The organism is Klenkia soli (assembly GCF_900103975.1).
Classification (GTDB): Bacteria; Actinomycetota; Actinomycetes; order Mycobacteriales; family Geodermatophilaceae; genus Klenkia; species Klenkia soli.
The window spans coordinates 21,457-43,482 of record NZ_FNIR01000006.1; the positions used below are offsets into that span (position 1 = coordinate 21,457).

Sequence of the window (22,026 nt, forward strand, 5' to 3'; positions counted from 1 at the left end):
GTGACCACGCTCGACTACACCGTCTCCGGCATGACCTGCCAGCACTGCGTCGCCTCCGTCACCGAGGAGGTCTCCGAGGTCGCCGGCGTCACCGACGTCGACGTCGACCTCGGCAGCGGCGCCCTGCGGGTCACCGGCTCCGACGTCGACCCCGCGCAGGTGCAGGCGGCCGTGGTGGAGGCCGGGTACTCCGCCACCCCGGCGTGACCGCCCCCGCCGGCGCCGGCGAGGAGGTCCGGCTCGACATCACCGGCATGACCTGCGCCAGCTGCGCGAACCGCATCGAGCGCAAGCTGAACAAGGTCGAGGGCGTGCAGGCCAGCGTCAACTACGCCACCGAGGCCGCCACCGTCCGGTACGACCCGACCGCCGTCGACACCGGCACGCTGCTGGCGGCCGTCGCCGCCGCCGGGTACTCCGCCAGCCTCCCGGCGCCCCCCGCCGAGGAGCCGGGCGACGAGCTCGACGAGCCCGTGGAGGACCGCGACCTGCGGCACCGGCTGGTCGTCTCCGCAGTGCTCGCCCTGCCCGTGCTGGTGCTGTCGATGGTGCCGCCGCTGCAGTTCGACGACTGGCAGTGGCTGGCGCTCACCCTGGCCAGCCCCGTGGCGGTCTGGGGCGCCTGGCCCTTCCACCGCGCGGCGGTGGTCAACGCCCGGCACGGTGCCAGCACGATGGACACGCTGGTCTCGATCGGCATCGTCGCGGCCTACCTGTGGTCGCTGTACGCGCTGTTCCTCGGCGGGGCCGGGGCGCCCGGCATGCGCATGGAGTTCCACCTGCTCGCCGACCAGGGGGCGGGCAGCGACGAGATCTACCTCGAGGTGGCCAGTGCGGTCACCGTGTTCCTGCTGGCCGGCCGGTACGCCGAGTCCCGGGCCAGGCGCCGGTCCGGTGCCGCCCTGCGTGCCCTGCTGGCCATGGGGGCCAAGGACGCCGCGGTGCTGCGGGACGGCGTCGAGGTGCGGGTGCCGGTGGACCAGCTCGCCGTGGGCGACAGGTTCGTCGTCCGGCCGGGGGAGAAGGTCGCCGCCGACGGCGTGGTGGTCTCGGGGTCCTCGGCGGTCGACGTCTCGATGCTCACCGGGGAGTCGGTGCCCGTCGAGGTCACCCCGGGTGACCGGGTGACCGGTGCGTCGGTCAACGCCGGAGGTCGGCTGGTCGTCGAGGCCGACCGGGTGGGTGCGGCGACCACGCTGGCTGCGCTGGGCCGGTTGGTCACCGCCGCGCAGAGCGGCAAGGCCCCGGTGCAGCGGCTGGCCGACCGGGTGTCCGCCGTCTTCGTGCCGGTCGTGCTCGTGGTCGCCCTGGGCACGCTCGCCGGCTGGCTGCTGCTCACCGGCGACGTGTCCGCCGCGTTCACCTCGGCGGTGGCCGTGCTGGTGATCGCCTGCCCGTGCGCGCTGGGCCTGGCCACCCCCACGGCGCTGCTGGTGGGCACCGGCCGCGGCGCCCAGCTCGGGATCGTCATCAAGGGCCCCGAGGTGCTCGAGTCCACCCGGGCGGTCGACACCGTCGTGCTGGACAAGACGGGCACCGTCACGACCGGGCAGATGGCGCTGGTCGAGGTGGTCGGCGACCCCGGCACCCTGCGGCTGGCCGCCGCGGTCGAGTCGGCCTCCGAGCACCCGGTGGCCCGGGCCGTCGTGGCCGGTCACCCCGACCCGCTGCCCGCTGTCGAGGACTTCGCCGCCGAGGCCGGCTCGGGCGTGACCGGCACCGTCGAGGGCCACCGCGTGCGGGTGGGCCGCGCCGCCGACGTGCCCGACCGGTTCGCCGGCACGATCGCCGCCGCCGAGCTGGCGGGGCGGACCGCCGTCCTGGTCTCCGTCGACAGGGCCCCGTGCGGCGTGCTGGTCGTGGCCGACACGGTGCGCCCCTCGAGCGCCGGAGCGATCGCGGCCCTGCGCCGGCTGGGTCTGTCGCCGGTGCTGCTGACCGGCGACAACGCCGGGGCCGCGGCCGCCGTCGCCCGGGAGGTGGGGCTGGACCCCGACGCCGGCGAGGTGGTGTCCGGGGTGCTCCCCGAGGGCAAGGTCGACGTCGTCCGTGACCTGCAGGCCCGTGGCCGGGTGGTGGCGATGGTCGGTGACGGCGTCAACGACGCCGCGGCCCTGGCCCTCGCCGACCTCGGCCTGGCGATGGGCACCGGCACCGACGTCGCCATCGAGGCCGGCGACGTGACGCTGGTGCGGGCCGACCTCGCGGCCGCCGCCGACGCCGTGCGGCTGTCCCGGCGCACGCTGGCCACCATCAAGGTCAACCTGGGCTGGGCGTTCGGCTACAACGTGGCGCTGATCCCGCTGGCCGCGCTGGGCTTCCTCAACCCGCTGCTGGCGGGGCTGGCCATGGCGGCGTCGTCGGTGCTCGTGGTGACCAACAGCCTCCGGCTGCGGCGGTTCACCCCGAGCTGACAGGAGGACGCACCCGCCCTCCGGGGGGAGAGGACGGGTGCGCCCGGTCGGTGGGGCGGGGTCGTGGCCCCGCCGGGGTCAGGTCCGCGCGGCGGCGCGGGCCAGGGGGAGGACGACGGTCTGCAGGACCGACTCCACGTACTCGTCGTCCAGCGCTTCGCCGGTCAGCAGCCACCGCTGCACGACCAGGCCCGACGCGGCCTGGGCCACCGCGGAGTGCGCGGTGCCCGGCCCGACCTCGCCCCGGGCCTCGGCCTGCTCCCACACCGTGGCCAGCGCGGTGCGCCACTGCGCGAGCGGGCCCTGCCGGAACGCCTCGGCCAGGGCCGGCTGGTGGGGCAACGTGGACAGCAGCGAGTGGGACGCCGCTCCCGTCGGCCCGTTGATCGCCGCCACCAGCGAGCGCAGCAGCACGCGGAGGTCCTCGTCGAGGGCGCCGGTGTCCGGGGTGGGGGTCTCCTCCCGGTTCATCTCGGCGATGGTGTCGACGACGAGGTCGGACTTGGTGCGCCACCGCCGGTAGATGGTGGCCTTGCCCACCCCGGCCTCGGCCGCGACGGCATCCATCGTGAGCGCGTTGTAGCCGACCTCGGCCAGCAGGCGCAGGATCGCGGCGCGGATGACGCCGTCCCGGGAGGGGTCCCGGGGGCGGCCACCGCGGTTGGGGCGCCCGTCGGTTTCGAGCGTCGATGTTGCCATGACTACAACTTTAGACTGTTGCCTGTTGGGGACGAGCAGGTTGTGCCCTAGGAATGCCATGTGCGTTCCGGTACCGCGACGGTGCGTAGGTGGTGCCGCGCGCCTGGCCCGCGCCGTCGCCGTCCTGGGTGATGCTCGGTGCACGCGACCGGAGCCGGCGGAGGGGACCTGGTGGAGCACCCGTACTTCCCGCTGCCCGGTCGGCTGTCCCGGCTGCTGCTGGCCAGCCCGGTGGCCCACGTGCTGCCGCTCGTGGCCCGGGCGGCCACCGAGCTCGGGCTCAACGCCGAGGTGGTGCCCGGGCTGGTCGACGTCGTCGACGACAGCAGCCCGCTGGACGCGACCCGGTTCGACCGGCTCCTCGCCCGGCTGGCCCTGGACCTCAGCCCCGCCGAGACCGACGCGGTGCGGGTGGCGACCGACCCCGGGGACGACGACGGCATCGCGTTCGCCGCCCAGCTGATGGCGGCCCCCACGCTGTCGGTCGAGCTGGCCCGCCGGGGGGTGACCGCCGAGGTCGGGGTGCTCGCCGAGGCCGAGCTGTACCCGGTCTACCAGCCGGTCGTGGACCTGGCCGACGGCCGCACCACCGGCTACGAGGCGCTGCTGCGGGGGCGGGTGGACGGTCGCGAGGTGGGTGGCGGCGACCTGTTCTTCCTCGCCGCGGCCGCGGGCTGGGCCGACCGGCTGGACCGCTTCGCCCGCGAGGCGGCCATCGCCGGTGCCGGACCCTGGCTGGGGGCCGCCGACCTGTTCGTCAACAGCAGCCCCGAGGCGGTCTACCGGCCGGAGGTGTGCCTGGCCGGCACCCAGCAGGCCGTCGCCGACGCCGGGCTGGCACCCGAGCAGCTGGTGTTCGAGGTCGTCGAGGCGCACGCGGCCCGCGACCGCGGCCACCTGCTGGCCGTGCTCGAGCACCACCGCGCGCAGGGGTGGCGGGTCGCGCTGGACGACGTCGGGGTCGGCTGGTCGAGCCTGGCGCTGGTGTCGGCGCTGCGCCCGGACGTGGTCAAGCTGGACAAGGCGCTGGTGAACCGGCTGGACAGCGCGGCTGCCCGAGCCGTGGTGGGCGGGCTGGTCGAGGTGGCCCACTCGCTGGGGGCGGTGGTCGTCGCCGAGGGCGTGGAGACCCAGGCCCGTGCCGACCAGGCCCGTCAGCTCGGCGTGGACCTCGGCCAGGGCTGGCTGTTCGGCCGCCCCGCCCGCGTCGCCCCCGAGCTGCTGGCCGGCTGACCCGGTCAGCCGGCCTGGTTCCAGCCGGTGAGGGCGGGGCGGTCGTGCTCGTGGCCCAGCGCGCCGAACGAGCCGGCGTGCAGGGCGAACAGCGCGCCCGCCTCGGGCGCCAGGCCCAGCCAGCGCGCGGTGAGGATGCGCAGCACGTGGCCGTGCGCCACCAGGGCGACGTCGCCGTCCTCGAGCCGGGGCCGCACCCCGGCCAGCACCCGGTCGCAGCGCTGCGCGACCTGGGCCAGCGTCTCGCCGGGGGTGTCGCCGGGCTCGGTGCCGTCGGTCCACAACGACCAGGTGCGACCGAGCTCGGCCGAGATGTCGGGGGTGGTGCGGCCCTCCCACCGGCCGTAGTCGACCTCGACCAGGTCGGGGTCGACGGTGTCGGTGGGCAGCCCGGCCAGCTCCGCGGTGCGCCGGGCCCGTTCGCGGGGGCTGACCCGGACCTCGACGAACGTGCGGCCGGCCAGCGGACCGCGCAGCGCCCGGGCCTGGGTCTCGCCCTCGGGCAGCAGCGGCAGGTCGGTCACCCCGGTGTGCTGCCCGCTCAGGCTCCACTCCGTCTGCCCGTGCCGGACGACGACGATCTCACCGGTCGCGCTCATGCCTGTGCGTTCCCCTCCCTCGGGCGGCCCCCGGCGGACGCCCCGCCGGCCACCGCCATCACCACGATCGCACCCAGCACCACGAGCATCGGCACGGTCCAGCCGCCCGACAGGTCGTGCGCGGCGCCCACGACCAGCGGTCCGGTCGCGGCGACGGCGTACCCGCCGCCCTGCACCATCGCCGAGGTGCGCCGGTTCTCCACCAGGTCGCGCGAGCGGGCCACGATCGCGATGAACACGATCGTCAGGCCGCCGCCCTGGGCCACCCCGGCCAGCGCGCACCACAGCGGCCACAGGCCCGGCGCGGCCAGCAGCCCGACCGGCAGGGTCGCCCAGGCGGCGGTCACGGCCAGCAGCACCGCCGACGGGCGGCGCCACCACGCCACCAGCGCCGGGACGGCGAAGGCCCCGGCGACGGCGAACACCTGGAACAGCGAGCTGCTCACCCCGGCGACGCTGCGGGTGAGGCCCTGCTCGTCGGCCAGCAGCGTGGGCAGCCAGGCGGTGACCCCGTAGTAGCTGAACGCCTGCGCGGCGAAGGCCAGGGTGAGACCCCAGACGGCCGGCTGACGCCACACCGGGCGGACGTCGGCGGCGGGCGGCGGGGGCGGGGGTGCCTCGCCCGCGCGGGCGGCCTGCCGGCGCAGCCCCGCCGTCCAGACCAGGCAGGCGACCCCGACCAGCAGGCCCCACGAGGCCAGCGCCCAGCGCCAGCCCACCAGGTCGGCCAGCGGGGCGGTGAGGGTGGTGGTCAGCGTGGCGCCGATGTTGAGCGCCGAGGTGTAGGCCGCGGTCACCACGTGCGTGACGCCGGGGAAGTCGCGCCCGATGACGACGGGGACGACGACGTTGCCCACCGTGATCGCCAGGCCCAGCACCACCGTGCCGGCCAGCGCGGTGCGGACGTCGCCGACCGAGCGCAGCAGCGTGCCGGCCAGCACGCCCAGCATCGACACCAGCACCGCCCGGTGGGTGCCGGCGCGGGCGATGACCCACGACGCCAGCGGGGCGGCCAGGCCGAACAGCAGCACCGGGATCGAGGTGAGCAGCCCGACCGTGCCGGCGCCGACCGCGAGGTCGCTGCGCAGCTCGCCGGTCACCGGGGCCACCGCGATCAGCGGGCCGCGCAGGTTCAGCGCGACCAGCAGCACCCCGGCCAGCAGGAGGCCCGGCACCGCCGCGCGCGTCGTCGTCAGTCCCCCCGTGGCCATCGCCGGTCAGCTTCCTCCCCGCCCGGGAACGGGGGCCCGGCGGGCCTGATAGACCTGCGGGCATGGACGCCGACGTCTTCACCCAGGTCCGCACCGCCGTCCGCGAGCTCGTCCGGGAGCGCGTGGTCCCCCTCGAGGAGCAGATCGAGGAGACCGACGCCGTCCCGGACGAGCTCCGCCGGGCCGCGGCCGACATGGGGCTGTTCGGCTACGCGCTGCCCGAGGAGTTCGGCGGCCTCGGCGTCACGATGAGCGAGGACGTGCAGCTGGCGTTCGAGTTCGGCTACACCTCGCCGGCGTTCCGCTCGCTGTTCGGGACCAACAACGGCATCGCCGGCCAGGTCATCGCCCGGTTCGGCAGCGAGGAGCAGCAGAAGGCGTGGCTGCCCGGGCTGGCGGCCGGGGACCTGATCGGCTCGTTCGCGCTCACCGAGGCCGAGGCCGGCTCCGACCCCGCGGGCCTGCGGACGACGGCCCGCCGCGACGGGGACGACTGGGTCATCACCGGCGGGAAGCGCTACATCACCAACGCCCCGATCGCCGACCTGTTCGTCGTCTTCGCCCGCTCCGAGCCCGAGCAGACCGGCGGCCGGGGCATCTCCTCGTTCCTGGTGCCCGCCGCGACGCCGGGGGTGGCGGTGGGGCCGCACGACCGGAAGACCGGGCAGGCGGGTGCGTGGACCGCCGAGGTGTTCCTCGACGACGTCCGGGTGCCGGCCGACGCCCTGGTCGGTGAGGAGGGCCGTGGGTACAGCAAGGCGCTGACCGTGCTCTCGCGCGGTCGGTTGCACGTCGCGGCGCTGTGCGTCGGCATGGCCCAGCGGGTGCTCGACGAGTCGGTGGCCTACGCCGCGACCGCTCGCCAGGGCGGCGCCCCGATCGGCCGGTTCCAGCTGGTGCAGGCGATGATCGCGGACATGCACGCCGAGCTGCTGGCGGCCCGGGCGATGGTGGTCGACGTCGCGGCCCGGTACGACACCGGCGAGGACACCTCGATCGGTCCGTCGGCGGCGAAGCTGTTCTGCTCGGAGATGGTCGGGCGGGCCACCGACCGGGCGGTGCAGGTGCACGGCGGCCTCGGCTACCTGCGGACGACGCCGGTCGAGCGCTTCTACCGCGACGCCCGGCTCTACCGGCTGTACGAGGGCACCAGCGAGGTGCAGCGGGTCATCGTCGGCTCCGGGCTCCTCCGCGCGGCCGGCATGGCTCGTGGCTGAGCTCCTCAGCGGTGCCGCCCGGGAGGAGCGGCGCGACGCGGTGGGGGACCTCGGCGCCGCGATGCGCGAGCTGGTCGACGCCTGCGTGCGCACCGAGGTCGACGCCGCCGAGCTCGCCGCGGTGGCCGCCGGCGCCCGCGAACTGGCGGCCCGGCTGCGGGTCGGGGGCCGCGGGCTGCTCGACGTCGCCGCGGTGGACGACCCGGTGGCCGGCGAGCGCTGGTACTCACCCGTCTACGGGCCGGGCAGCCCGGTCGCGCCGCCGCTCACGGTCGAGGCCGAGGGTGGTGGACGGGTCACCGCCAGGGTGACGGTGCCCAAGGCGCACGAGGGCCCGCCGGGGCTCACCCACGGCGGCACCATCGCCACGCTGCTGGACCACGTGCTGGCCCGGGCGCTGCGGTCGGCCGGGCGTGGTGGGCTGACCGCGACCCTGACGGTGACCTACCGGCGCCCGGTGCGCCTGGGCGTCGAGCACCTGCTGGTCGCCGAGGTGGGCGAGCTGGACGGGCGACGCTCGACCGCCCGGGCCCGGATCGTCGCCGCCGACGACCCGGACACCGTGCTGGCCGAGGGCGAGGGCCTCTTCGTCGCGCTGCGCCCCGAGGCCGCGGCCAGCACGTTCGCCGGGGTCAGCCATGCGCCCGAGGCCTGGACCGCCCGACCCTAGGGGCGCAGTAGCGGGCCCTCGCCGCCGTCACCGCGGCCCAGCGCCGCCACGAAGTCGGCCAGCAGGCGGTCGCCGCGGTGCCGCGGGTGCCACCCGAGCACCTGGCGGGCCCGGGTGGTGTCCAGCGCGGGGACGTCGAGGCCGAGGTCCAGCCAGCCGGGCTCGGTGGGCACCAGCCGGGCGTGGAAGGCCGCCGCCAGCCCGGCCCGCAGCACCGCCCGCGGGATCGGCACCCGTCGGCTGCCCAGCGCCGCCGCGAACCCGGCCGGGTCGAGCACCGGCTCGGCGGACAGGTTGAACGCGCCCCCGGCCCGCCGGTCGACGATCCGGAGCAGGGCGTCGGCGACGTCGTCGGCGTGCACGAACCCCAGGTGCAGGTCGTCGGGCAGGGGGAGCGGCACCGAGCCGGCGACGGAGGCAGGCAGGGCCCGGGCGCCGCGCAGCAGCAGCGGCCCGAGGAAGTACCGGCCGATCTCGCTCGCGGCGTCGGGCTGCAGCACGAGCGTCGGCCGGACGACGGTCACCGCGGTGCCCGGGTGGGCGGCGGTGAACTCCTCGACGAGCCGCTCGACCTCGACCTTGTCGCGGCTGTACTGCGAGCTGGGCACGCCGGTGGTCGGCCAGTCCTCGTCGACCCGGTCGGCCGGGTTGCCCGGCGCGTAGCTGCCCAGCGAGGACATCACCACCACGTGGCCCACCCCGGCGTCGGCGGCGGCCTCGAGCACGCGGCGGGTGCCCCCGACGTTGATCTCGCGCAGCAGGTCGGGCTCGCGGCCGGGCTGCAGCGCCCAGGCCAGGTGCACCAGCGTGGTGGCGCCGGCGAGGAACTCCCGCAGCGGGCCGGCGGACTCCACGGTCCCGAGGTCGGTGTGGGTCCAGAACACCGCGCCGTAGGGGGCGGTGTCCGGGGGCTGCCGACGGGCCAGGCCGCGGACCTGGTGCACGCCGGTCAGACCGAGCTGGCGGAGGAACGCCGTGCCGAGGTTGCCGGTGGCGCCGGTGACGGCGACGGTCTGGCCGTCGAGGTGGCCGGGTTCGGCAGATGTGGTCACCTGGTCGCCCTACCCGGGCGGATCCAGGCTCACGCCGCCCGGGGCCAGCCCGCGCGCGGCGGCCATGGCCTCGGCCTGCTCCTCGACCGCAGCCTGCTCGACGGGGCGCCACCGGGTGATCGCGAGGGAGAGCCGGCCGCCCTTGGTCGTCGGCCGCCAGGTACCGGCGACCTCGCCGTCGACCAGCACGGCGCCCGGTCGGCCCAGCACCGGCCAGAGCTCCTTCACCGGCCGGTCGGGCACCAGCAGCTCGCGGTCCCGGACCTGCAGGTAGGGGTCGAAGGGGGCCAGCAGCCGCGTGGTGCGCACCCGGTCCGGGGGCTCCGCGCCCGGCAGCACCCAGCGCTGCTCGCCGTCGACCGTCACCGGCTCGGCGTCGGCCGGCCAGCGCCGCTCCACCTCCGCCACGGTGGAGTCGACGTAGGCCGCCACCTGCTTCGGGGTGGACGGCCCGAACAACCGGAGGTGGGCCCGGACGACGTCCAGCTGCTCGGGCACCGCGGCGGCCGGCCGCACACCGGTCTGCTCCAGGACCGGCGGCGACGTGCCCGGCCGCAGCACCAGCCCGGCGTGCAGCGCCGCCAGCCGGAAGGTCTGCTCGTAGGCGTGCACCGCGCCGCACGGCGTGCAGAACCGCAGGTAGGGCTCGGGCAGCCGGTGGCGCAGCGCGCCGGACATGTCGCCCTTGACGGTCGGCGCCGCGGCGACGTCGCGCATCTCGGCGGCGACGTGGTCGAGGGCGTCGAGGACCGGGATGCCCGCGGCCCGCAGCGGCCGGGCGCCGTCGAAGATCCGCTTGGCGGCGTCGGCCTCCGACCACGGCCACGTGGCCGCCGCGACCCCCGCGAGGTCGGCGCGGCGGTAGGTGTGCGGGGCGCCGCGGAGCGTCCACGCGGTCACCAGGTCGTCGTCGGCCGGGTCGAGCAGGCCGCGGACCTGCAGCGCCCAGCGGCCGGCGCCGGCCGGCCCGGTCTCCTGCACGCCGAGGTCGAGCACCGCGGTGTCGGCCACGGTGCCGCCGGTGTCGCGGTCGAGCTGGTGGGCGCGCACGCGGTGGGCCAGGACGTCGTCCCGGGTCCAGGTGGTCGTCCCGGTGGTCATCCCCGCACGTGCTCGGCGACCAGCTCACCGAGCCGGGCGCCGGCGGTCTCGGGCACCCAGTGGGTGATGCCGGGGAGCACCTCGAGCCGGTAGTCGCCGGTGACGTAGGGCGCGGTGGCCTCGGTGCCGGCGCGACCGAGGAAGCCGTCGCGGTCGCTCCACACGTGCAGGGTGCGGACGGCGACCCGACCGACGGCGTCCTTCGCCCCCAGCGGGAGGGCCCGGTACCAGTTCAGCGCGGCGGTCAGGGCACCCGCGGGGCGCAGCCGGGTCACGGTCTCCTGCGCGTCGGGTCGCGGCAGGCCGGCCCGGGTCAGCAGGTCGGCCAGGAAGGCTCCGTTGCCGCGGGTGAGCAGCTTCTCGGGCACCACGGGCAGCTGGAAGAACGCCATGTAGGCCGACTTGACGCCCTGCGAGCTGGTCACGAAGGACGTCGTGAACGCGGCCGGGTGCGGCACGGAGACCGCGGTCAGGCTCGTGACGCGGTCGGGGTGCCAGGCGGCCAGCGCCCAGGCCACCATCGCGCCCCAGTCGTGCCCGACCACGTGCGCGCGCTCGAGACCGGCGGCGTCGAGCAGCGCGCGGACGTCGTCCACCAGCTCGCGCACCACGTAGGCGCGGCGCCCGGTGGGCCGGGCGCCGGGGGAGTAGCCCCGCTGGTCGGGGGCCAGCGTGCGCAGGCCGGCCTCGTGCAGCACGGGGACCACGTGGTCCCAGCTGCCGGCGTGCTGCGGGAACCCGTGCAGCAGGACGACCGGCTCGCCGTCGGCCGGGCCGGCGTCGCGCACGTCGAAGGTGAGACCGGAGCGGGTGAAGGAGTCCACGGGGTCCAGCATGCCGGGCGGTCGGAACAGATGCGTCCACCCGCATCCGGTTGAGCGCGGTCGGATCGGGCACCACCCTGCCCATGCCGATCACACCCACGGGGTTCGCCCACGTCCGCCTCACCGTCACCGACATCGCCCGCTCGAAGCAGTTCTACGACTCGGTCTTCGGTCTGCCCGTGGCCGTCGACGGCCGCGAGGGCGACCCGGAGTGGGCATTCGGCGGCGTGATCTACCAGATCGACGAGAAGACGCTGTGGGGCCTCCGACCGGTCGGCGACGACTCGTTCGACGAGGACCGCACCGGCCTGGACCACCTGTCCGTGTGGGTCGAGTCGAAGGAGGCGATCGACGCCGCTGCCGCGCACCTGGACTCGCTGGGGATCGCCCACGAGGAGGTCAAGGACATCGGAATCATGTACATCCTCGAGTTCCGCGACCCCGACGGCGTCGCCCTCGAGCTGTCCGCCCCCAAGTAGGCCGCGCCAGCAGCTCACCCCCGTCACTCGTAGGGTGCCGGGGGTGGGCGCGCTGAGCGGGTTGGTCGAACGCGGGTTGATGGCGCCGGACTGGGCCGAGGCGCTGGCCCCGGTCGACGAGCGGATCGCCGCGATGGGGCAGTTCCTGCGCGACGAGGTGGCCGCGGGTCGGCCGTACCTGCCGCACGGCGACCACGTGTTCCGCGCCTTCCAGGCGCCGCTGGCCGACGTCCGGGTGCTGGTCGTGGGTCAGGACCCCTACCCGACGCCGGGCCACCCGATCGGGCTGAGCTTCGCCGTCGACCGGCACGTGCGCCCGATCCCGAAGTCGCTGGTGAACATCTACAAGGAGCTGCACGACGACCTGGGCATCGAGCCCGCCCGGCACGGCGACCTCACGCCCTGGCGGGACCGCGGGGTCATGCTGCTCAACCGGTCGCTGACCGTGCAGCCCGGCACGCCGGCCTCGCACCGCGGCAAGGGGTGGGAGCACATCACCGCCCACGCCATCGCGGTCCTGGTCGAGCGGGCCGGCGCCGGTCAGCCCATGGCGGCGATCCTCTGGGGCAAGGACGCCCAGGGGCTGGAGCCGCACCTGGGCGGCGTCCCGTTCGTGGCGTCCCCGCACCCCTCGCCGCTCTCGGCCAGCCGCGGGTTCTTCGGCAGCAAGCCCTTCAGCCGGGTGAACGCGCTGCTGACGGAGCAGGGCGCCGAGCCGGTCGACTGGACCCTGCCGCCGGTGGAGCAGCTCCCGGCGGCCACCTGAACCCGTCACCTGAACCATGCATGGGAGCCCATGCCCCCACCTGCGGGGTCCGTGGGTGGGTGCATGGGCTCCCATGCCGGGGTGGCCGGGGTGTCAGGTGGCGGGGGGCCACATCTTCGCGACCATCGTCAACACGTCGTACGTCGCCACCGGGCGGTCCTGGGAGTCGACGACGACGGCGTCCCAGCGGACCTCGCCGTGGTCGGCCCCGCCGCGCGGGGTGATCTGCTTGCAGGTCAGGGTCACCGTCACGGTCTCGCCGGGCTTGACCGGCGTGAGCAGCCGCAGCGAGTCCAGCCCGTAGTTGGCCAGCACCGGGCCCGGGTCGGGGTCGACGAACAGGCCGGCCGCCCAGCTCAGCACCAGGTAGCCGTGCGCGACCCGGCCGCCGAACAGCGGGTTGGCCGCAGCGGCTTCCTCGTCCATGTGCGCGTAGAACGTGTCACCGGTGAACTCGGCGAAGTGCTCGACGTCGGCCAGGGTGATCTCCCGCGGCCCGGCGGTCACCGAGTCCCCGATCCGCAGCTCGGCCAGCGACTTGCGGAAGGGGTGCACGCCGTCGTCGTTGCGGGCAGCGCCGGTCACCCAGCGGTTGCCGACCCCGGTGAGGACGTCGGGCGACCCCTGGACGGCGGTGCGCTGCATGTGGTGCAGCACGCCGCGGACCCCGCCGAGCTCCTCGCCGCCGCCGGCGCGCCCCGGGCCGCCGTGCACGAGCACCGGCAGCGGCGAGCCGTGCCCGGTGGACTCGCGGGCGTCGTCCCGGTCCAGCACGTGGACGCGGCCGTGCGCCGACCCCGCGCCCAGCACGAAGGCCCGGGCCACCGCGGGGTCGTGGGTGACCAGCGAGGCGACCAGCGAGCCCTGGCCGCGGCGGGCGAGGGCGATCGCGTCGTCCAGCCCGTGCTTCCCGACCGCGGAGTAGGTGAGCACGGTCGAGACCGGGCCGAACGCCTCGACGTCGTGCGGCTCGGGGGCGGCGGGGTCGTCGCAGCGCAGCAGCATCGGCGGCAGGAAGGCGCCGCGCTCGCGGTCGGCGCCGGTGACCGCGAAGTCCGTGGGGTCGCCGACCACCAGCTGCGCGTGGGTGCGCAGCCGCTCGACCGCGCGGAGCACCTCGTCGACCTGGTCGCGGGAGGCCAGCGCGCCCATCGTCACGCCATCGGCCCCGGGTGCGCCGACGACGACGTCCGCGAGCTTCGCCCTCAGCGCCTCCACCACGGCGTCGGCGTGGTCGCGCGGCACGATCGCGCGGCGGATCGCGGTGCACTTCTGGCCGGCCTTCACCGTCATCTCGGTGACCACGCCGTCGACGAACAGGTCGAACTCCGGCGTGCCCGGGCCGGCGTCGGGGCCCAGCACCGAGCAGTTCAGCGAGTCGGCCTCGGCGTTGAACCGCACGGCGCGCTCGACGACGGCGGGGTGGCTGCGCAGCAGGGCCGCGGTGGACGCCGACCCGGTGAACCCGACGAGATCCTGGCCGTCGAGGTGGTCCATCAGCCCGGACGCCGAGCCGGCCAGCAGCTGCACCGAGCCCTCGGGCAGCAGCCCGGTCTCCACGATCGCCCGGAACACCGCCTCGGTGAGGTAGGCGGTCTGCGAGGCCGGTTTCACGATCGTCGGCAGCCCGGCCAGGAACGCCGGCGCCAGCTTCTCGAGCATGCCCCAGACCGGGAAGTTGAAGGCGTTGATCTGCACCGCGACGCCGGTCCGCGACGTGTACACGTGCTGGCCGAGGAACGTGCCGCGGCGGCCCAGCGGGGTCGGCGGGCCGTCGAGCACCAGGACGTCGTCGGGCAGCTCGCGGCGGCCGGTGGAGGCGTAGGACAGCAGCGTGCCGAACCCGCCGTCGACGTCCACCAGGTTGTCGCCGTCGGTGGCCCCGGTGCGGTGCGACAACGCCGAGAACTCGTCCTTGCGGCCCATCAGGTGCAGGCCCAGCGCCTTGAGCAGCGCGGCCCGCTGGTGGAACGTCAGCTCGCGCAGCGCGGGCCCGCCGACGGTGCGGGCGTGGTCGACCATGGCGCCGACGTCCAGCCCGCGGCTGCCGATGCGGGCGACGGTCTCGCCGGTCACGGCGTCGGGGAGCGGGGTGCCCTCGTCGGAGGTGGCCCACCAGCGGCCGGCGACGTAGCTCTCGAGCAGGGGTGCAGCGGTCATCGGTGCTCCTCGGGGTGCGGGGTGGGTCAGGGGAGGGGGCGGAAGCCGGCGCACACCGCGTGCACCCGGGCGATCCGGCCCCCGTCGTCCAGGTCGTAGTAGGCGCGCTGCTCGACCAGGTGCCGGCCGTCCTCGTTGCGCACGACGAGCCGGTAGTCGACCCGGTGCCGGTCGGCGACGTCGGCGGTCTCCACCGACACCACCTCCTCCACCACGTCGGTCGGCTCGAACCAGCGGTAGAGCACCTCGTGCACGGTGGCGCCGGCGGTCGAGGCCTCCCAGAACCGGCCCGGCGTCATCCCGCGGAACTCCACCGACGGGGAGAGGACGGCGAGCAACCGGTCGGTGTCCTTGGCCGCCAGCGCCGCGACGAACTCGGCTCCGGGGTCGGTCACGGCGCACGCAGCCCGGCGAACAGGGTGGTGACCAGCCCGTCGGCCAGGGCCTGGGCGCCGAGCCCACCGCCGGGGCGGTACCACTCGGTGAGGGAGTTGACCGTGCCGAACAGCAGCCGGCTGGTCAGCGCGGGGTCGACGTCCGGGCGCACGGACCCCTCGGCGACGCAGTCGCGCACCAGGTCGGTGACCACGCGGTCGAACTCGCGTCGGCGGGCCAGCGCGTGCGCCTCGACCGGCGAGTTCCCCCGCACCCGCAGCAGCAGCGTGACGAAGGGCAGCTCGGCGACGAGCACCCCGACCGACCCGCGGACGACGGCCTCCAGCCGGTCGATCGCCGGTCGCTCGTCCGCCGCGGGCAGGACGGCGAACAGCCCGTCCAGCGCCCGGTCCAGCGCCAGCTCCAGCAGCTCGACCTTCGAGCGCACGTGGTGGTAGATCGCGGACTTGGTGACCCCCAGCCGCTCGGCCAGGGTGTCCATCGACGTCGCCTCGTAGCCGCGCTCGATGAAGACCGCGACGGCGACGTCGAGCAGGGAGTCCAGCGAGTGGCCCGGGCGACCGCGCCGGACCGGGGCGGTCACCGCGCTCGCCGATCGGTCAGCCGCTGGAGCTTGCCCATCGAGCGGGGCAGGGTCTCGGGGTCGACGACGACCACCTCGACGCTGGTGCCGACGGTCTCCTTGAGGCCGACCTGCACCTCGGCTGCGGCGGGGGAGCGGCGCTCGGCCGGGCAGTCGGGGCGGGCCTCGACCGAGACGACCAGGTGGTCCATGCGGCCGCGGGTCGACAGCTCCAGCGCGAAGTGCGGCGACAGCCCCGCCGTGCGCAGCACGACCTCCTCGATCTGGGTCGGGAAGAGGTTCACCCCGCGCAGGATGATCATGTCGTCGGTGCGGCCGGTGACCTTCTGCATCCGCCGCATGCCCGGCCGCGCGGTGCCGGGCAGCAGCCGGGTGAGGTCGCGGGTGCGGTACCGGATGATCGGCAGCGCCTCCTTGGTCAGCGAGGTGAACAGCAGCTCGCCCTCCTCGCCGTCGGGCAGCGGCTCGGCGGTCAGCGGGTCGACGACCTCGGGCAGGAAGTGGTCCTCCCAGACGTGCAGGCCGTCCTTGGTCTCCACGCACTCCTGGCTGACGCCGGGGCCCATGACCTCGCTCAGGCCGTAGATGTCGACCGCGTGGATGTCGAGCCGGTCCTCCATCTCGCGGCGCATCTGCTCGGTCCACGGCTCGGCGCCGAAGATGCCGATCTGCAGGGACGACGACCGGGGGTCGACGCCCTGCCGCTCGAACTCGTCGACCAGCGCGAGCATGTACGAGGGCGTGACCATGATGATCCGCGGGCCGAAGTCGCCGATCAGCTGCACCTGCCGCGGGGTCATGCCGCCCGAGATCGGGACGACGGTGCAGCCCAGCGCCTCGGCGCCGTAGTGCGCGCCCAGCCCGCCGGTGAACAGGCCGTAGCCGTAGGCGTTGTGCAGCATGTCGCCGCTGCGCCCGCCGGCGGCACGGATGGAGCGGGCCATGACGGTGGCCCAGGTGTCGACGTCCTTCCGGGTGTAGCCGACGACGGTGGGCTTGCCGGTGGTGCCGGAGCTGGCGTGCACCCGGGCGACCTGGTCCTTCGGCACGGCGAACATGCCGAACGGGTAGTTCTCGCGCAGGTCGGCCTTGCTCGTGGTGGGGAACTTCGCCAGGTCGGCGAGGGAGCGGCAGTCGTCGGGATGCACGCCGTGCGCGTCGAAGGCCCGGCGGTAGTGCGGCACGTTCTCGTAGGCGTGCCGCAGCGTCCACTGCAGGCGCTCGAGCTGCAGGGCGCGCAGCTCGTCGACCCCCATGCGCTCGGCGGGGTCCAGCAGGGCCGGGTCGGGGGCCTCGCCGAGGCGCTGCGGTGCGGACGTCGTCGTCACGTGGACTCCCGGAGCTGCAGGATTACTGACCGTTCGGTCAGTCATGCAAGCGCTCCGGGAGGCCGGCTGTCAACCCGCGGTCATGTCCCCGGTGCCGGGGGTGCCCTCGACCAGGCCGTAGCGCAGCAGGACGCTGCCGGTGGGGGCCGCGACCGGGGGCTCGAGCAGGCGCAGGTTGGTGGGCACGGCGCCGTCGGCGAACACCTTCCGGCCCTGGCCGAGCATCAGCGGGTGCAGCCAGAGGTGCAGCTCGTCGAAGAGCTTCTCGCCCAGCAGGGTCTGCACCAGGCCGAGGCTGCCGACCACCTTGACGACCTCGTGCCGCTCCCGGACCTCCCGGATCGCGGCGGGCAGGTCTGCGCCCAGCTGCGTCGACCCGGCCCAGGACAGGTCCGGCGTACCGCGCGAGGCCACGTACTTGGGGACGGCGTTGAACAGCTCGGCGAAGGGGTCGGACTGGTGCGGCCAGTAGGCGGCGAAGATGTCGTAGGTCCGCCGGCCCAGCAGCAGCGCGTCGGTGCCCTCGTAGGAGGCCTGGACCTGGGCGCCTGCGACGTCGTCCATGAGCGGTGCCTGCCAGCCGCCGAAGGCGAACCCGTCCGACGGGTCCTCCTCCGGACCGCCGGGGCCCTGCCCGACGAGGTCGAGGGTGGCGAACAGCTCGAGGTGGATCTGGCCCATGGGGTGCTCCTCGGTGGTGGGCGGGGTCGTCGAGGTGGAGACCACCGGGCCACCCGGAACTCATCGACGGCGGGGTTGTGCCGGCTGCGGATCCGGGGCACACTCATTACCGACCGGATGGTCAGTAATTGCACCGCTGGAGGTTCGCCGGATGTCCGCACCCACCGTCGCCCGTCCCACCGAGGACGAGCTGCAGGCGCAGTTCGACGCCACCATCGCCGCCGATCACCGGATCGAGCCGCGCGACTGGATGCCCGAGGCCTACCGCAAGGGCCTGGTGCGGCAGATCGCCCAGCACGCGCACTCCGAGATCATCGGCATGCAGCCCGAGGGCGACTGGCTGCTGGCCGCCCCGTCGCTGCGCCGCAAGGCCGTGCTGCTCGCCAAGGTCCAGGACGAGGCCGGGCACGGCATGTACCTGTACTCGGCCGCCGAGACCCTGGGCGCCGACCGCGCCGACCTGACCGACAAGCTCATCGAGGGCCGGCAGAAGTACTCCTCGATCTTCAACTACCCCACGCTGACCTACGCCGACTGCGGCGTCATCGGCTGGCTGGTCGACGGCGCGGCGATCTGCAACCAGGTGCCGCTGTGCCGCTCGAGCTACGGGCCCTACGCCCGCGCGATGATCCGGGTCTGCAAGGAGGAGTCCTTCCACCAGCGGCAGGGCTACGAGCTGCTCATGACGATGATGCGCGGCACCGCCGAGCAGCGGGCGATGGTGCAGGACGCCGTCGACCGCTGGTGGTGGCCCTCGCTGATGATGTTCGGCCCGCCGGACGACGACAGCCCGAACTCGGCGCAGTCGATGGCCTGGGGCGTGAAGCGGCACAGCAACGACGAGCTGCGCCAGCGCTACGTCGACATGTCGGTCCCGCAGGCGGAGGCGCTCGGCGTCACGCTGCCCGACCCCGAGCTGGCCCTCGACGAGGCCACGGGCCGCTACCGGTTCGGCGCCATCGACTGGGCCGAGTTCAAGCAGGTCATCTCGGGCAACGGGCCGTGCAACGAGGAGCGGATCACCCGCCGCCGCGCCGCCCGCGACGACAACGCCTGGGTGACCGAGGCGGCCACCGCCTACGCCGACAAGCACGCGTCGTGAGCGAGACGACCGCGGCGGAGACGACAGCGGAGGGCGGCCACGGCGCCGTCCCAACCGGGCCCGAGATCCCCAGCGGCGCCGAGCCGACGAGGGCGACCGCCCGCCGGGACTGGCCGCTCTACGAGTGCTTCGTCCGCGGCAAGCGCGGCCTCAACCACGTGCACGTCGGGTCGCTGCACGCCCCCGACGACGAGATGGCCGTGCACGCCGCCCGCGACCTGTTCACCCGCCGCAACGAGGGCGTGAGCATCTGGGTCGTGCGGGCCAGCGACATCACCGCGTCCAGCCCCGACGAGAAGGACCCGATGTTCGCCCCGGCGGGTGACAAGGTCTACCGCCACCCCACGTTCTACGAGATCCCCGAGAACGTCCCTCATATCTGAAGCAGGGTGGCCGTCATGTGACGGTCACGCACCACTTTTCCCGAGTTCTGGTTCGTCAGCGTCATATGACGCCCCCGAGGTGGAGTGAGAGCGATGGCGCACGAGGAGACGGTGTACGACGCGTTGGACCACGCGCACGGGGGCGAGGGGCAGTGGGCCTTCGGCACGGGGTTCGACGACCCGCTGGCTGGGGTGGACACCACGATCCCCGACGGCGTGGACGCCGCCGACCTGGGCGCCTACTGCCTGATGCTCGGCGACGACGCCCTGGTGCTCTGCCAGCGGCTCACCGAGTGGGCCACCCGGGCGCCCGAGCTCGAGGAGGAGGTCGCGATCGCCAACTGCGGCCTGGACCTGCTCGGCCAGGCCCGGCTGCTGCTGGCCCGCGCGGGCACCTGCTGTGTGCTCGGCCGGTCCCGCGAGCACGCCACCGACTCCATCCCCGACGAGGACGCGCTGGCCTACTTCCGCGACGTCGATGAGTTCGCCAACCACCACCTGGCCGAGGCCGACGGCGGGGACTTCGCGCAGACGATGGTCCGCCTGCTGGTCGCCAGCACGCACCGGCTCGCCCTCGTCGCGAAGCTGCGGGAGTCCCGCGACCCGGTGGTCAGCGCGATCGCGGCCAAGGGCGTGCCCGAGCTGACCTACCACCGCGACCACGCCGCCCGCTGGGTGCTGCGGCTGGGCGACGGCACGCCCGAGTCGCACCGTCGCGCGCAGGTCGCCGTCGACGCCGTCTGGCCGTTGACCGCCGACCTGTTCACCGCCACCGACGTCGAGCTGCGGCTGGTCGCCCAGGGCGTCGCGGTGGACCCCGCGGACACCCGCGACGAGGTGCGCGACGTCCTCACCATGGTCGTCGAGCGGGCCACCCTCACCGTGCCCGCGTGGCCGGCCGACCGGCCGAGCCCGGGCCGGGCGGGGGAGCACACGGACGAGCTGGCCCCGCTGCTGGCCACCCTGCAGGGGCTGGCCCGCGAGCACCCGGCGGCCACCTGGTGAGCCGGCCGTGAGCACGCTGACCGACCCGCGGGCGGTCGCCGAGACCGTCACCGACCCCGAGCTGCCGATGCTGACCCTGGCCGACCTCGGGGTGCTGCGCGACGTGCGCACCGAGGACGACGGCACGGTGGTCGTCACCATCACCCCCACCTACTCCGGCTGCCCGGCGATGGGCGTCATGCGCGCCGACCTGGTGCACGCGCTGCACCGGGCCGGGTTCGCCGACGTCGACGTCCGCACCGTGCTCTCGCCGCCCTGGTCGACGGACTGGATCAGCGACGAGGGCCGGGCCAAGCTCGCCGCGGGCGGCATCGCCCCGCCCGGCCGGGCCACCAAGCACACCGGACCCATCCCGCTCAGCCTCGGGCGCACGATGCGCACCGCCACCTGCCCGGTGTGCGGCAGCGCCGACACCGAGGAGCTCAGCGAGTTCAGCGGCACCGCCTGCAAGGCGCTGCGCCGCTGCCGCACCTGCCGCGAACCGTTCGAGCACGTCAAGGAGATCTAGTGGCGCGCACCCGTCCGACCTTCCACCCGCTGACGGTGGCCCGGGTCGAGCAGCTCACCGACGACGCCGTGGCCGTCACCTTCGACGTGCCCGACGACCTCGCCGACGACTACGCCTTCGCCCCCGGCCAGGCGCTCACCCTGCGCCGGGTCGACGGCGACCGCGACGAGCGGCGCTCCTACTCGATCTGCGCGCCGACGGGTGCCGCCCCGAGGGTGGGCGTGCGCGAGGTGCCGGGCGGCTACTTCTCGGCCTGGCTGGTCAACGAGGTGCGTCCGGGCCAGACGATCGACGTCCTGCCCCCCTCGGGCACCTTCACCGCCGACCTCTCCACCCCGGCCGACCACGTGTTCGTCGTCGCCGGCTCCGGGGTGACGCCGGTGCTCAGCCTGGCCGGCACGGTGCTGCGCGACGGCGAGTCCACCGTGACCGTGTTCTACGGCAACCGGCGCACCAACACCGTGATGTTCGCCGACGAGCTGGCCGACCTGAAGGACCGCTTCGGCGAGCGCCTGCAGCTGGTGCACGTGCTCTCCCGCGAGCCCCGCGACGCCGAGGTCACCAGCGGCCGGCTGGACGGCGAGCGGCTGCGCACCCTGGTCGAGGCGCTGGTCGACGTCCCCGAGGTCGAGCACTGGTGGCTGTGCGGGCCGCACGGCATGGTCACCGACGCCCAGGAGCTGCTCGCCGAGCTGGGCGTGCCGCGCGATCGGGTGCACCAGGAGCTGTTCTTCGTCGACGACGCGCCACCCGAGCCGGTGCGCGGCGACGACCAGGCCGTCGACGGCCCCTCCAGCCAGGTGACCATCGTGCTCGACGGCCGCAGCACCACCCTGGCGCTGGCCCAGGGCGTGCCCGTGCTGGACAGCGCGCAGCAGATCCGCTCGGACCTGCCCTTCGCGTGCAAGGGCGGGGTCTGCGGCACCTGCCGGGCCAAGGTCACCGCCGGTGAGGTCGAGATGCGCCGCAACTACGCCCTGGACCCCGACGAGGTGGCCAAGGGCTACGTGCTCACCTGCCAGACGGTGCCGGTGTCCGCCGAGGTGACCGTCGACTTCGACGCCTAACCTGGGCGCCGTGCCCGAAGAGCTGATCGTGCTGCTGGACGACGACGGCACCGAGATCGGCACGATGCCCAAGCGGTTGGTCCACCACGGCGACACCCCCTTGCACCGCGCCTTCTCGGCGTACCTGTTCGACGCCGAGGGCCGGCTGCTGGTGACCCGCCGCGCGCTGGACAAGCAGACGTTCCCCGGCATGTGGACCAACACCGTCTGCGGCCACCCGGGGCCCGGCGAGCTCGACGCCGACGCGATCGCGCGCCGCGCCTCCGACGAGCTGGGCCTGCAGGTCGCCGACCTGCGCCCGGCGCTCCCCGACTACCGCTACCGCGCCGAGCTGCTGGGCATCGTGGAGAACGAGATCTGCCCGGTGTACCTCGGCACCTTCCGCGGCCGGCCGGAGCCGGCCGCCGCCGAGGTGGCCGAGTGGGAGGTGCTGGACTGGGCCGGCTTCCGGGCCCGGCAGGCGGCCGAGGGCGACGCCTGGTCGCCGTGGTGCCGTGAGCAGGCCGACCTGATCGAGACGACGGGGCTGCTGGGCGCGCTGCGGTAGG

The 22,026-nt window shown here is 74.9% G+C and carries 24 protein-coding genes; 13 read left to right on the forward strand and 11 right to left on the reverse strand.

The window, feature by feature from the left end; genetic code table 11:
* Together BLS67_RS10360 and BLS67_RS10365 are read left to right on the forward strand one after the other, a co-directional pair.
* Positions 1–207, forward strand: coding sequence for a heavy-metal-associated domain-containing protein (locus tag BLS67_RS10360; protein ID WP_207500477.1), 207 nt, complete (start codon positions 1–3; stop codon positions 205–207).
* Entirely contained in the window at positions 204–2,414 is a 2,211-nt protein-coding gene (locus tag BLS67_RS10365) for a heavy metal translocating P-type ATPase (protein ID WP_278247124.1), read from the forward strand. Before BLS67_RS10360 ends, BLS67_RS10365 begins: the two co-directional genes overlap by 4 nt.
* A 78-nt stretch (positions 2,415–2,492) precedes the next feature.
* Here the strand turns inward: BLS67_RS10365 and BLS67_RS10370 are convergent, their stop codons facing one another.
* A complete protein-coding gene (locus BLS67_RS10370) occupies positions 2,493–3,113 on the reverse strand; it encodes a TetR/AcrR family transcriptional regulator (RefSeq protein ID WP_091244343.1) in 621 nt (206 codons plus the stop codon).
* Between the two features lie 138 nt (positions 3,114–3,251).
* Here BLS67_RS10370 and BLS67_RS24730 point away from each other — a divergent pair, with 138 nt between their 5' ends.
* Positions 3,252–4,346, forward strand: a complete 1,095-nt coding sequence (locus tag BLS67_RS24730; protein ID WP_278247125.1) for an EAL domain-containing protein — start codon at positions 3,252–3,254, stop codon at positions 4,344–4,346.
* 5 nt (positions 4,347–4,351) lie between these two features.
* Here the strand turns inward: BLS67_RS24730 and BLS67_RS10380 are convergent, their stop codons facing one another.
* Both BLS67_RS10380 and BLS67_RS10385 read right to left on the reverse strand, forming a co-directional pair.
* Positions 4,352–4,945, reverse strand: a complete 594-nt coding sequence (locus BLS67_RS10380; protein WP_091244346.1) for a histidine phosphatase family protein — start codon at positions 4,943–4,945, stop codon at positions 4,352–4,354.
* The gene (locus BLS67_RS10385) at positions 4,942–6,156 is read right to left on the reverse strand and encodes an MFS transporter (protein ID WP_091244349.1); all 1,215 of its coding nucleotides are present in this window, start codon (positions 6,154–6,156) and stop codon (positions 4,942–4,944) included. The genes BLS67_RS10380 and BLS67_RS10385 overlap by 4 nt, the downstream gene beginning before the upstream one ends.
* 62 nt (positions 6,157–6,218) lie before the next feature.
* Here BLS67_RS10385 and BLS67_RS10390 point away from each other — a divergent pair, with 62 nt between their 5' ends.
* Both BLS67_RS10390 and BLS67_RS10395 read left to right on the forward strand, forming a co-directional pair.
* Positions 6,219–7,373 carry an acyl-CoA dehydrogenase family protein gene (locus BLS67_RS10390; protein ID WP_091244352.1) on the forward strand — a complete coding sequence of 385 codons (1,155 nt, stop codon included), beginning with the start codon at positions 6,219–6,221 and terminating at the stop codon, positions 7,371–7,373.
* Positions 7,366–8,043, forward strand: coding sequence for a PaaI family thioesterase (locus tag BLS67_RS10395; protein WP_091244354.1), 678 nt, complete (start codon positions 7,366–7,368; stop codon positions 8,041–8,043). The genes BLS67_RS10390 and BLS67_RS10395 overlap by 8 nt, the downstream gene beginning before the upstream one ends.
* Here the strand turns inward: BLS67_RS10395 and BLS67_RS10400 are convergent.
* Genes BLS67_RS10400 through BLS67_RS10410 form a run of 3 tightly spaced genes read right to left on the reverse strand, consistent with a single transcriptional unit; the run spans position 8,040 to position 11,020 of the window.
* Positions 8,040–9,095, reverse strand: a complete 1,056-nt coding sequence (locus BLS67_RS10400; protein ID WP_091244357.1) for an NAD-dependent epimerase/dehydratase family protein — start codon at positions 9,093–9,095, stop codon at positions 8,040–8,042. The two genes, BLS67_RS10395 and BLS67_RS10400, sit on opposite strands and share 4 nt — an antisense overlap.
* 9 nt (positions 9,096–9,104) lie before the next feature.
* Positions 9,105–10,196: a DNA glycosylase AlkZ-like family protein gene (locus BLS67_RS10405; RefSeq protein ID WP_091244360.1), complete on the reverse strand. Its 1,092-nt coding sequence runs from the start codon at positions 10,194–10,196 to the stop codon at positions 9,105–9,107.
* Positions 10,193–11,020 (reverse strand): alpha/beta fold hydrolase, encoded by an 828-nt coding sequence (locus tag BLS67_RS10410; RefSeq protein ID WP_207500479.1) that lies wholly within the window; start codon positions 11,018–11,020, stop codon positions 10,193–10,195. Before BLS67_RS10410 ends, BLS67_RS10405 begins: the two co-directional genes overlap by 4 nt.
* A gap of 83 nt (positions 11,021–11,103) precedes the next feature.
* Here BLS67_RS10410 and BLS67_RS10415 point away from each other — a divergent pair, with 83 nt between their 5' ends.
* Both BLS67_RS10415 and BLS67_RS10420 read left to right on the forward strand, forming a co-directional pair.
* Positions 11,104–11,499: a VOC family protein gene (locus BLS67_RS10415; protein WP_091244369.1), complete on the forward strand. Its 396-nt coding sequence runs from the start codon at positions 11,104–11,106 to the stop codon at positions 11,497–11,499.
* A 43-nt stretch (positions 11,500–11,542) separates the two neighbouring features.
* Positions 11,543–12,265: a uracil-DNA glycosylase gene (locus BLS67_RS10420; RefSeq protein ID WP_242653971.1), complete on the forward strand. Its 723-nt coding sequence runs from the start codon at positions 11,543–11,545 to the stop codon at positions 12,263–12,265.
* Between the two features lie 93 nt (positions 12,266–12,358).
* Here BLS67_RS10420 and paaZ read toward each other — a convergent pair whose 3' ends face one another.
* From paaZ to BLS67_RS10445, 5 genes are all read right to left on the reverse strand, one after another.
* Positions 12,359–14,425: a phenylacetic acid degradation bifunctional protein PaaZ gene (gene paaZ, locus BLS67_RS10425; protein WP_091244372.1), complete on the reverse strand. Its 2,067-nt coding sequence runs from the start codon at positions 14,423–14,425 to the stop codon at positions 12,359–12,361.
* Positions 14,426–14,451: 26 nt separating this feature from the next.
* The gene (locus tag BLS67_RS10430) at positions 14,452–14,820 is read right to left on the reverse strand and encodes a hypothetical protein (protein WP_091244375.1); all 369 of its coding nucleotides are present in this window, start codon (positions 14,818–14,820) and stop codon (positions 14,452–14,454) included.
* Entirely contained in the window at positions 14,817–15,404 is a 588-nt protein-coding gene (locus BLS67_RS10435; protein WP_091244378.1) for a TetR/AcrR family transcriptional regulator, read from the reverse strand. The genes BLS67_RS10430 and BLS67_RS10435 overlap by 4 nt, the downstream gene beginning before the upstream one ends.
* Complete coding sequence (gene paaK / locus BLS67_RS10440; protein ID WP_242653972.1) at positions 15,401–16,732, reverse strand: phenylacetate--CoA ligase PaaK; 1,332 nt, start codon at positions 16,730–16,732, stop codon at positions 15,401–15,403. Before paaK ends, BLS67_RS10435 begins: the two co-directional genes overlap by 4 nt.
* Before the next feature lie 69 nt (positions 16,733–16,801).
* Positions 16,802–17,458 carry a dihydrofolate reductase family protein gene (locus BLS67_RS10445; RefSeq protein WP_242653973.1) on the reverse strand — a complete coding sequence of 219 codons (657 nt, stop codon included), beginning with the start codon at positions 17,456–17,458 and terminating at the stop codon, positions 16,802–16,804.
* A gap of 106 nt (positions 17,459–17,564) precedes the next feature.
* On the opposite strand from BLS67_RS10445, the gene paaA reads away from it, so the two are divergent.
* From paaA to idi, 6 genes are all read left to right on the forward strand, one after another.
* Entirely contained in the window at positions 17,565–18,515 is a 951-nt protein-coding gene (paaA, locus tag BLS67_RS10450) for a 1,2-phenylacetyl-CoA epoxidase subunit PaaA (RefSeq protein ID WP_091244384.1), read from the forward strand.
* Complete coding sequence (paaB, locus tag BLS67_RS10455; protein ID WP_479723813.1) at positions 18,512–18,898, forward strand: 1,2-phenylacetyl-CoA epoxidase subunit PaaB; 387 nt, start codon at positions 18,512–18,514, stop codon at positions 18,896–18,898. Before paaA ends, paaB begins: the two co-directional genes overlap by 4 nt.
* Before the next feature lie 93 nt (positions 18,899–18,991).
* A complete protein-coding gene (paaC, locus tag BLS67_RS10460; RefSeq protein WP_091244387.1) occupies positions 18,992–19,903 on the forward strand; it encodes a 1,2-phenylacetyl-CoA epoxidase subunit PaaC in 912 nt (303 codons plus the stop codon).
* Between the two features lie 7 nt (positions 19,904–19,910).
* Positions 19,911–20,411 carry a 1,2-phenylacetyl-CoA epoxidase subunit PaaD gene (gene paaD / locus BLS67_RS10465; RefSeq protein ID WP_091244390.1) on the forward strand — a complete coding sequence of 167 codons (501 nt, stop codon included), beginning with the start codon at positions 19,911–19,913 and terminating at the stop codon, positions 20,409–20,411.
* On the forward strand, positions 20,411–21,478 hold the full coding sequence (gene paaE, locus BLS67_RS10470; protein WP_242653974.1) for a 1,2-phenylacetyl-CoA epoxidase subunit PaaE: 1,068 nt from the start codon (positions 20,411–20,413) through the stop codon (positions 21,476–21,478). Before paaD ends, paaE begins: the two co-directional genes overlap by 1 nt.
* Before the next feature lie 10 nt (positions 21,479–21,488).
* Positions 21,489–22,025, forward strand: coding sequence for an isopentenyl-diphosphate Delta-isomerase (idi, locus tag BLS67_RS10475; protein WP_091244393.1), 537 nt, complete (start codon positions 21,489–21,491; stop codon positions 22,023–22,025).
* The last annotated feature ends 1 nt before the right edge of the window (position 22,026 follow it).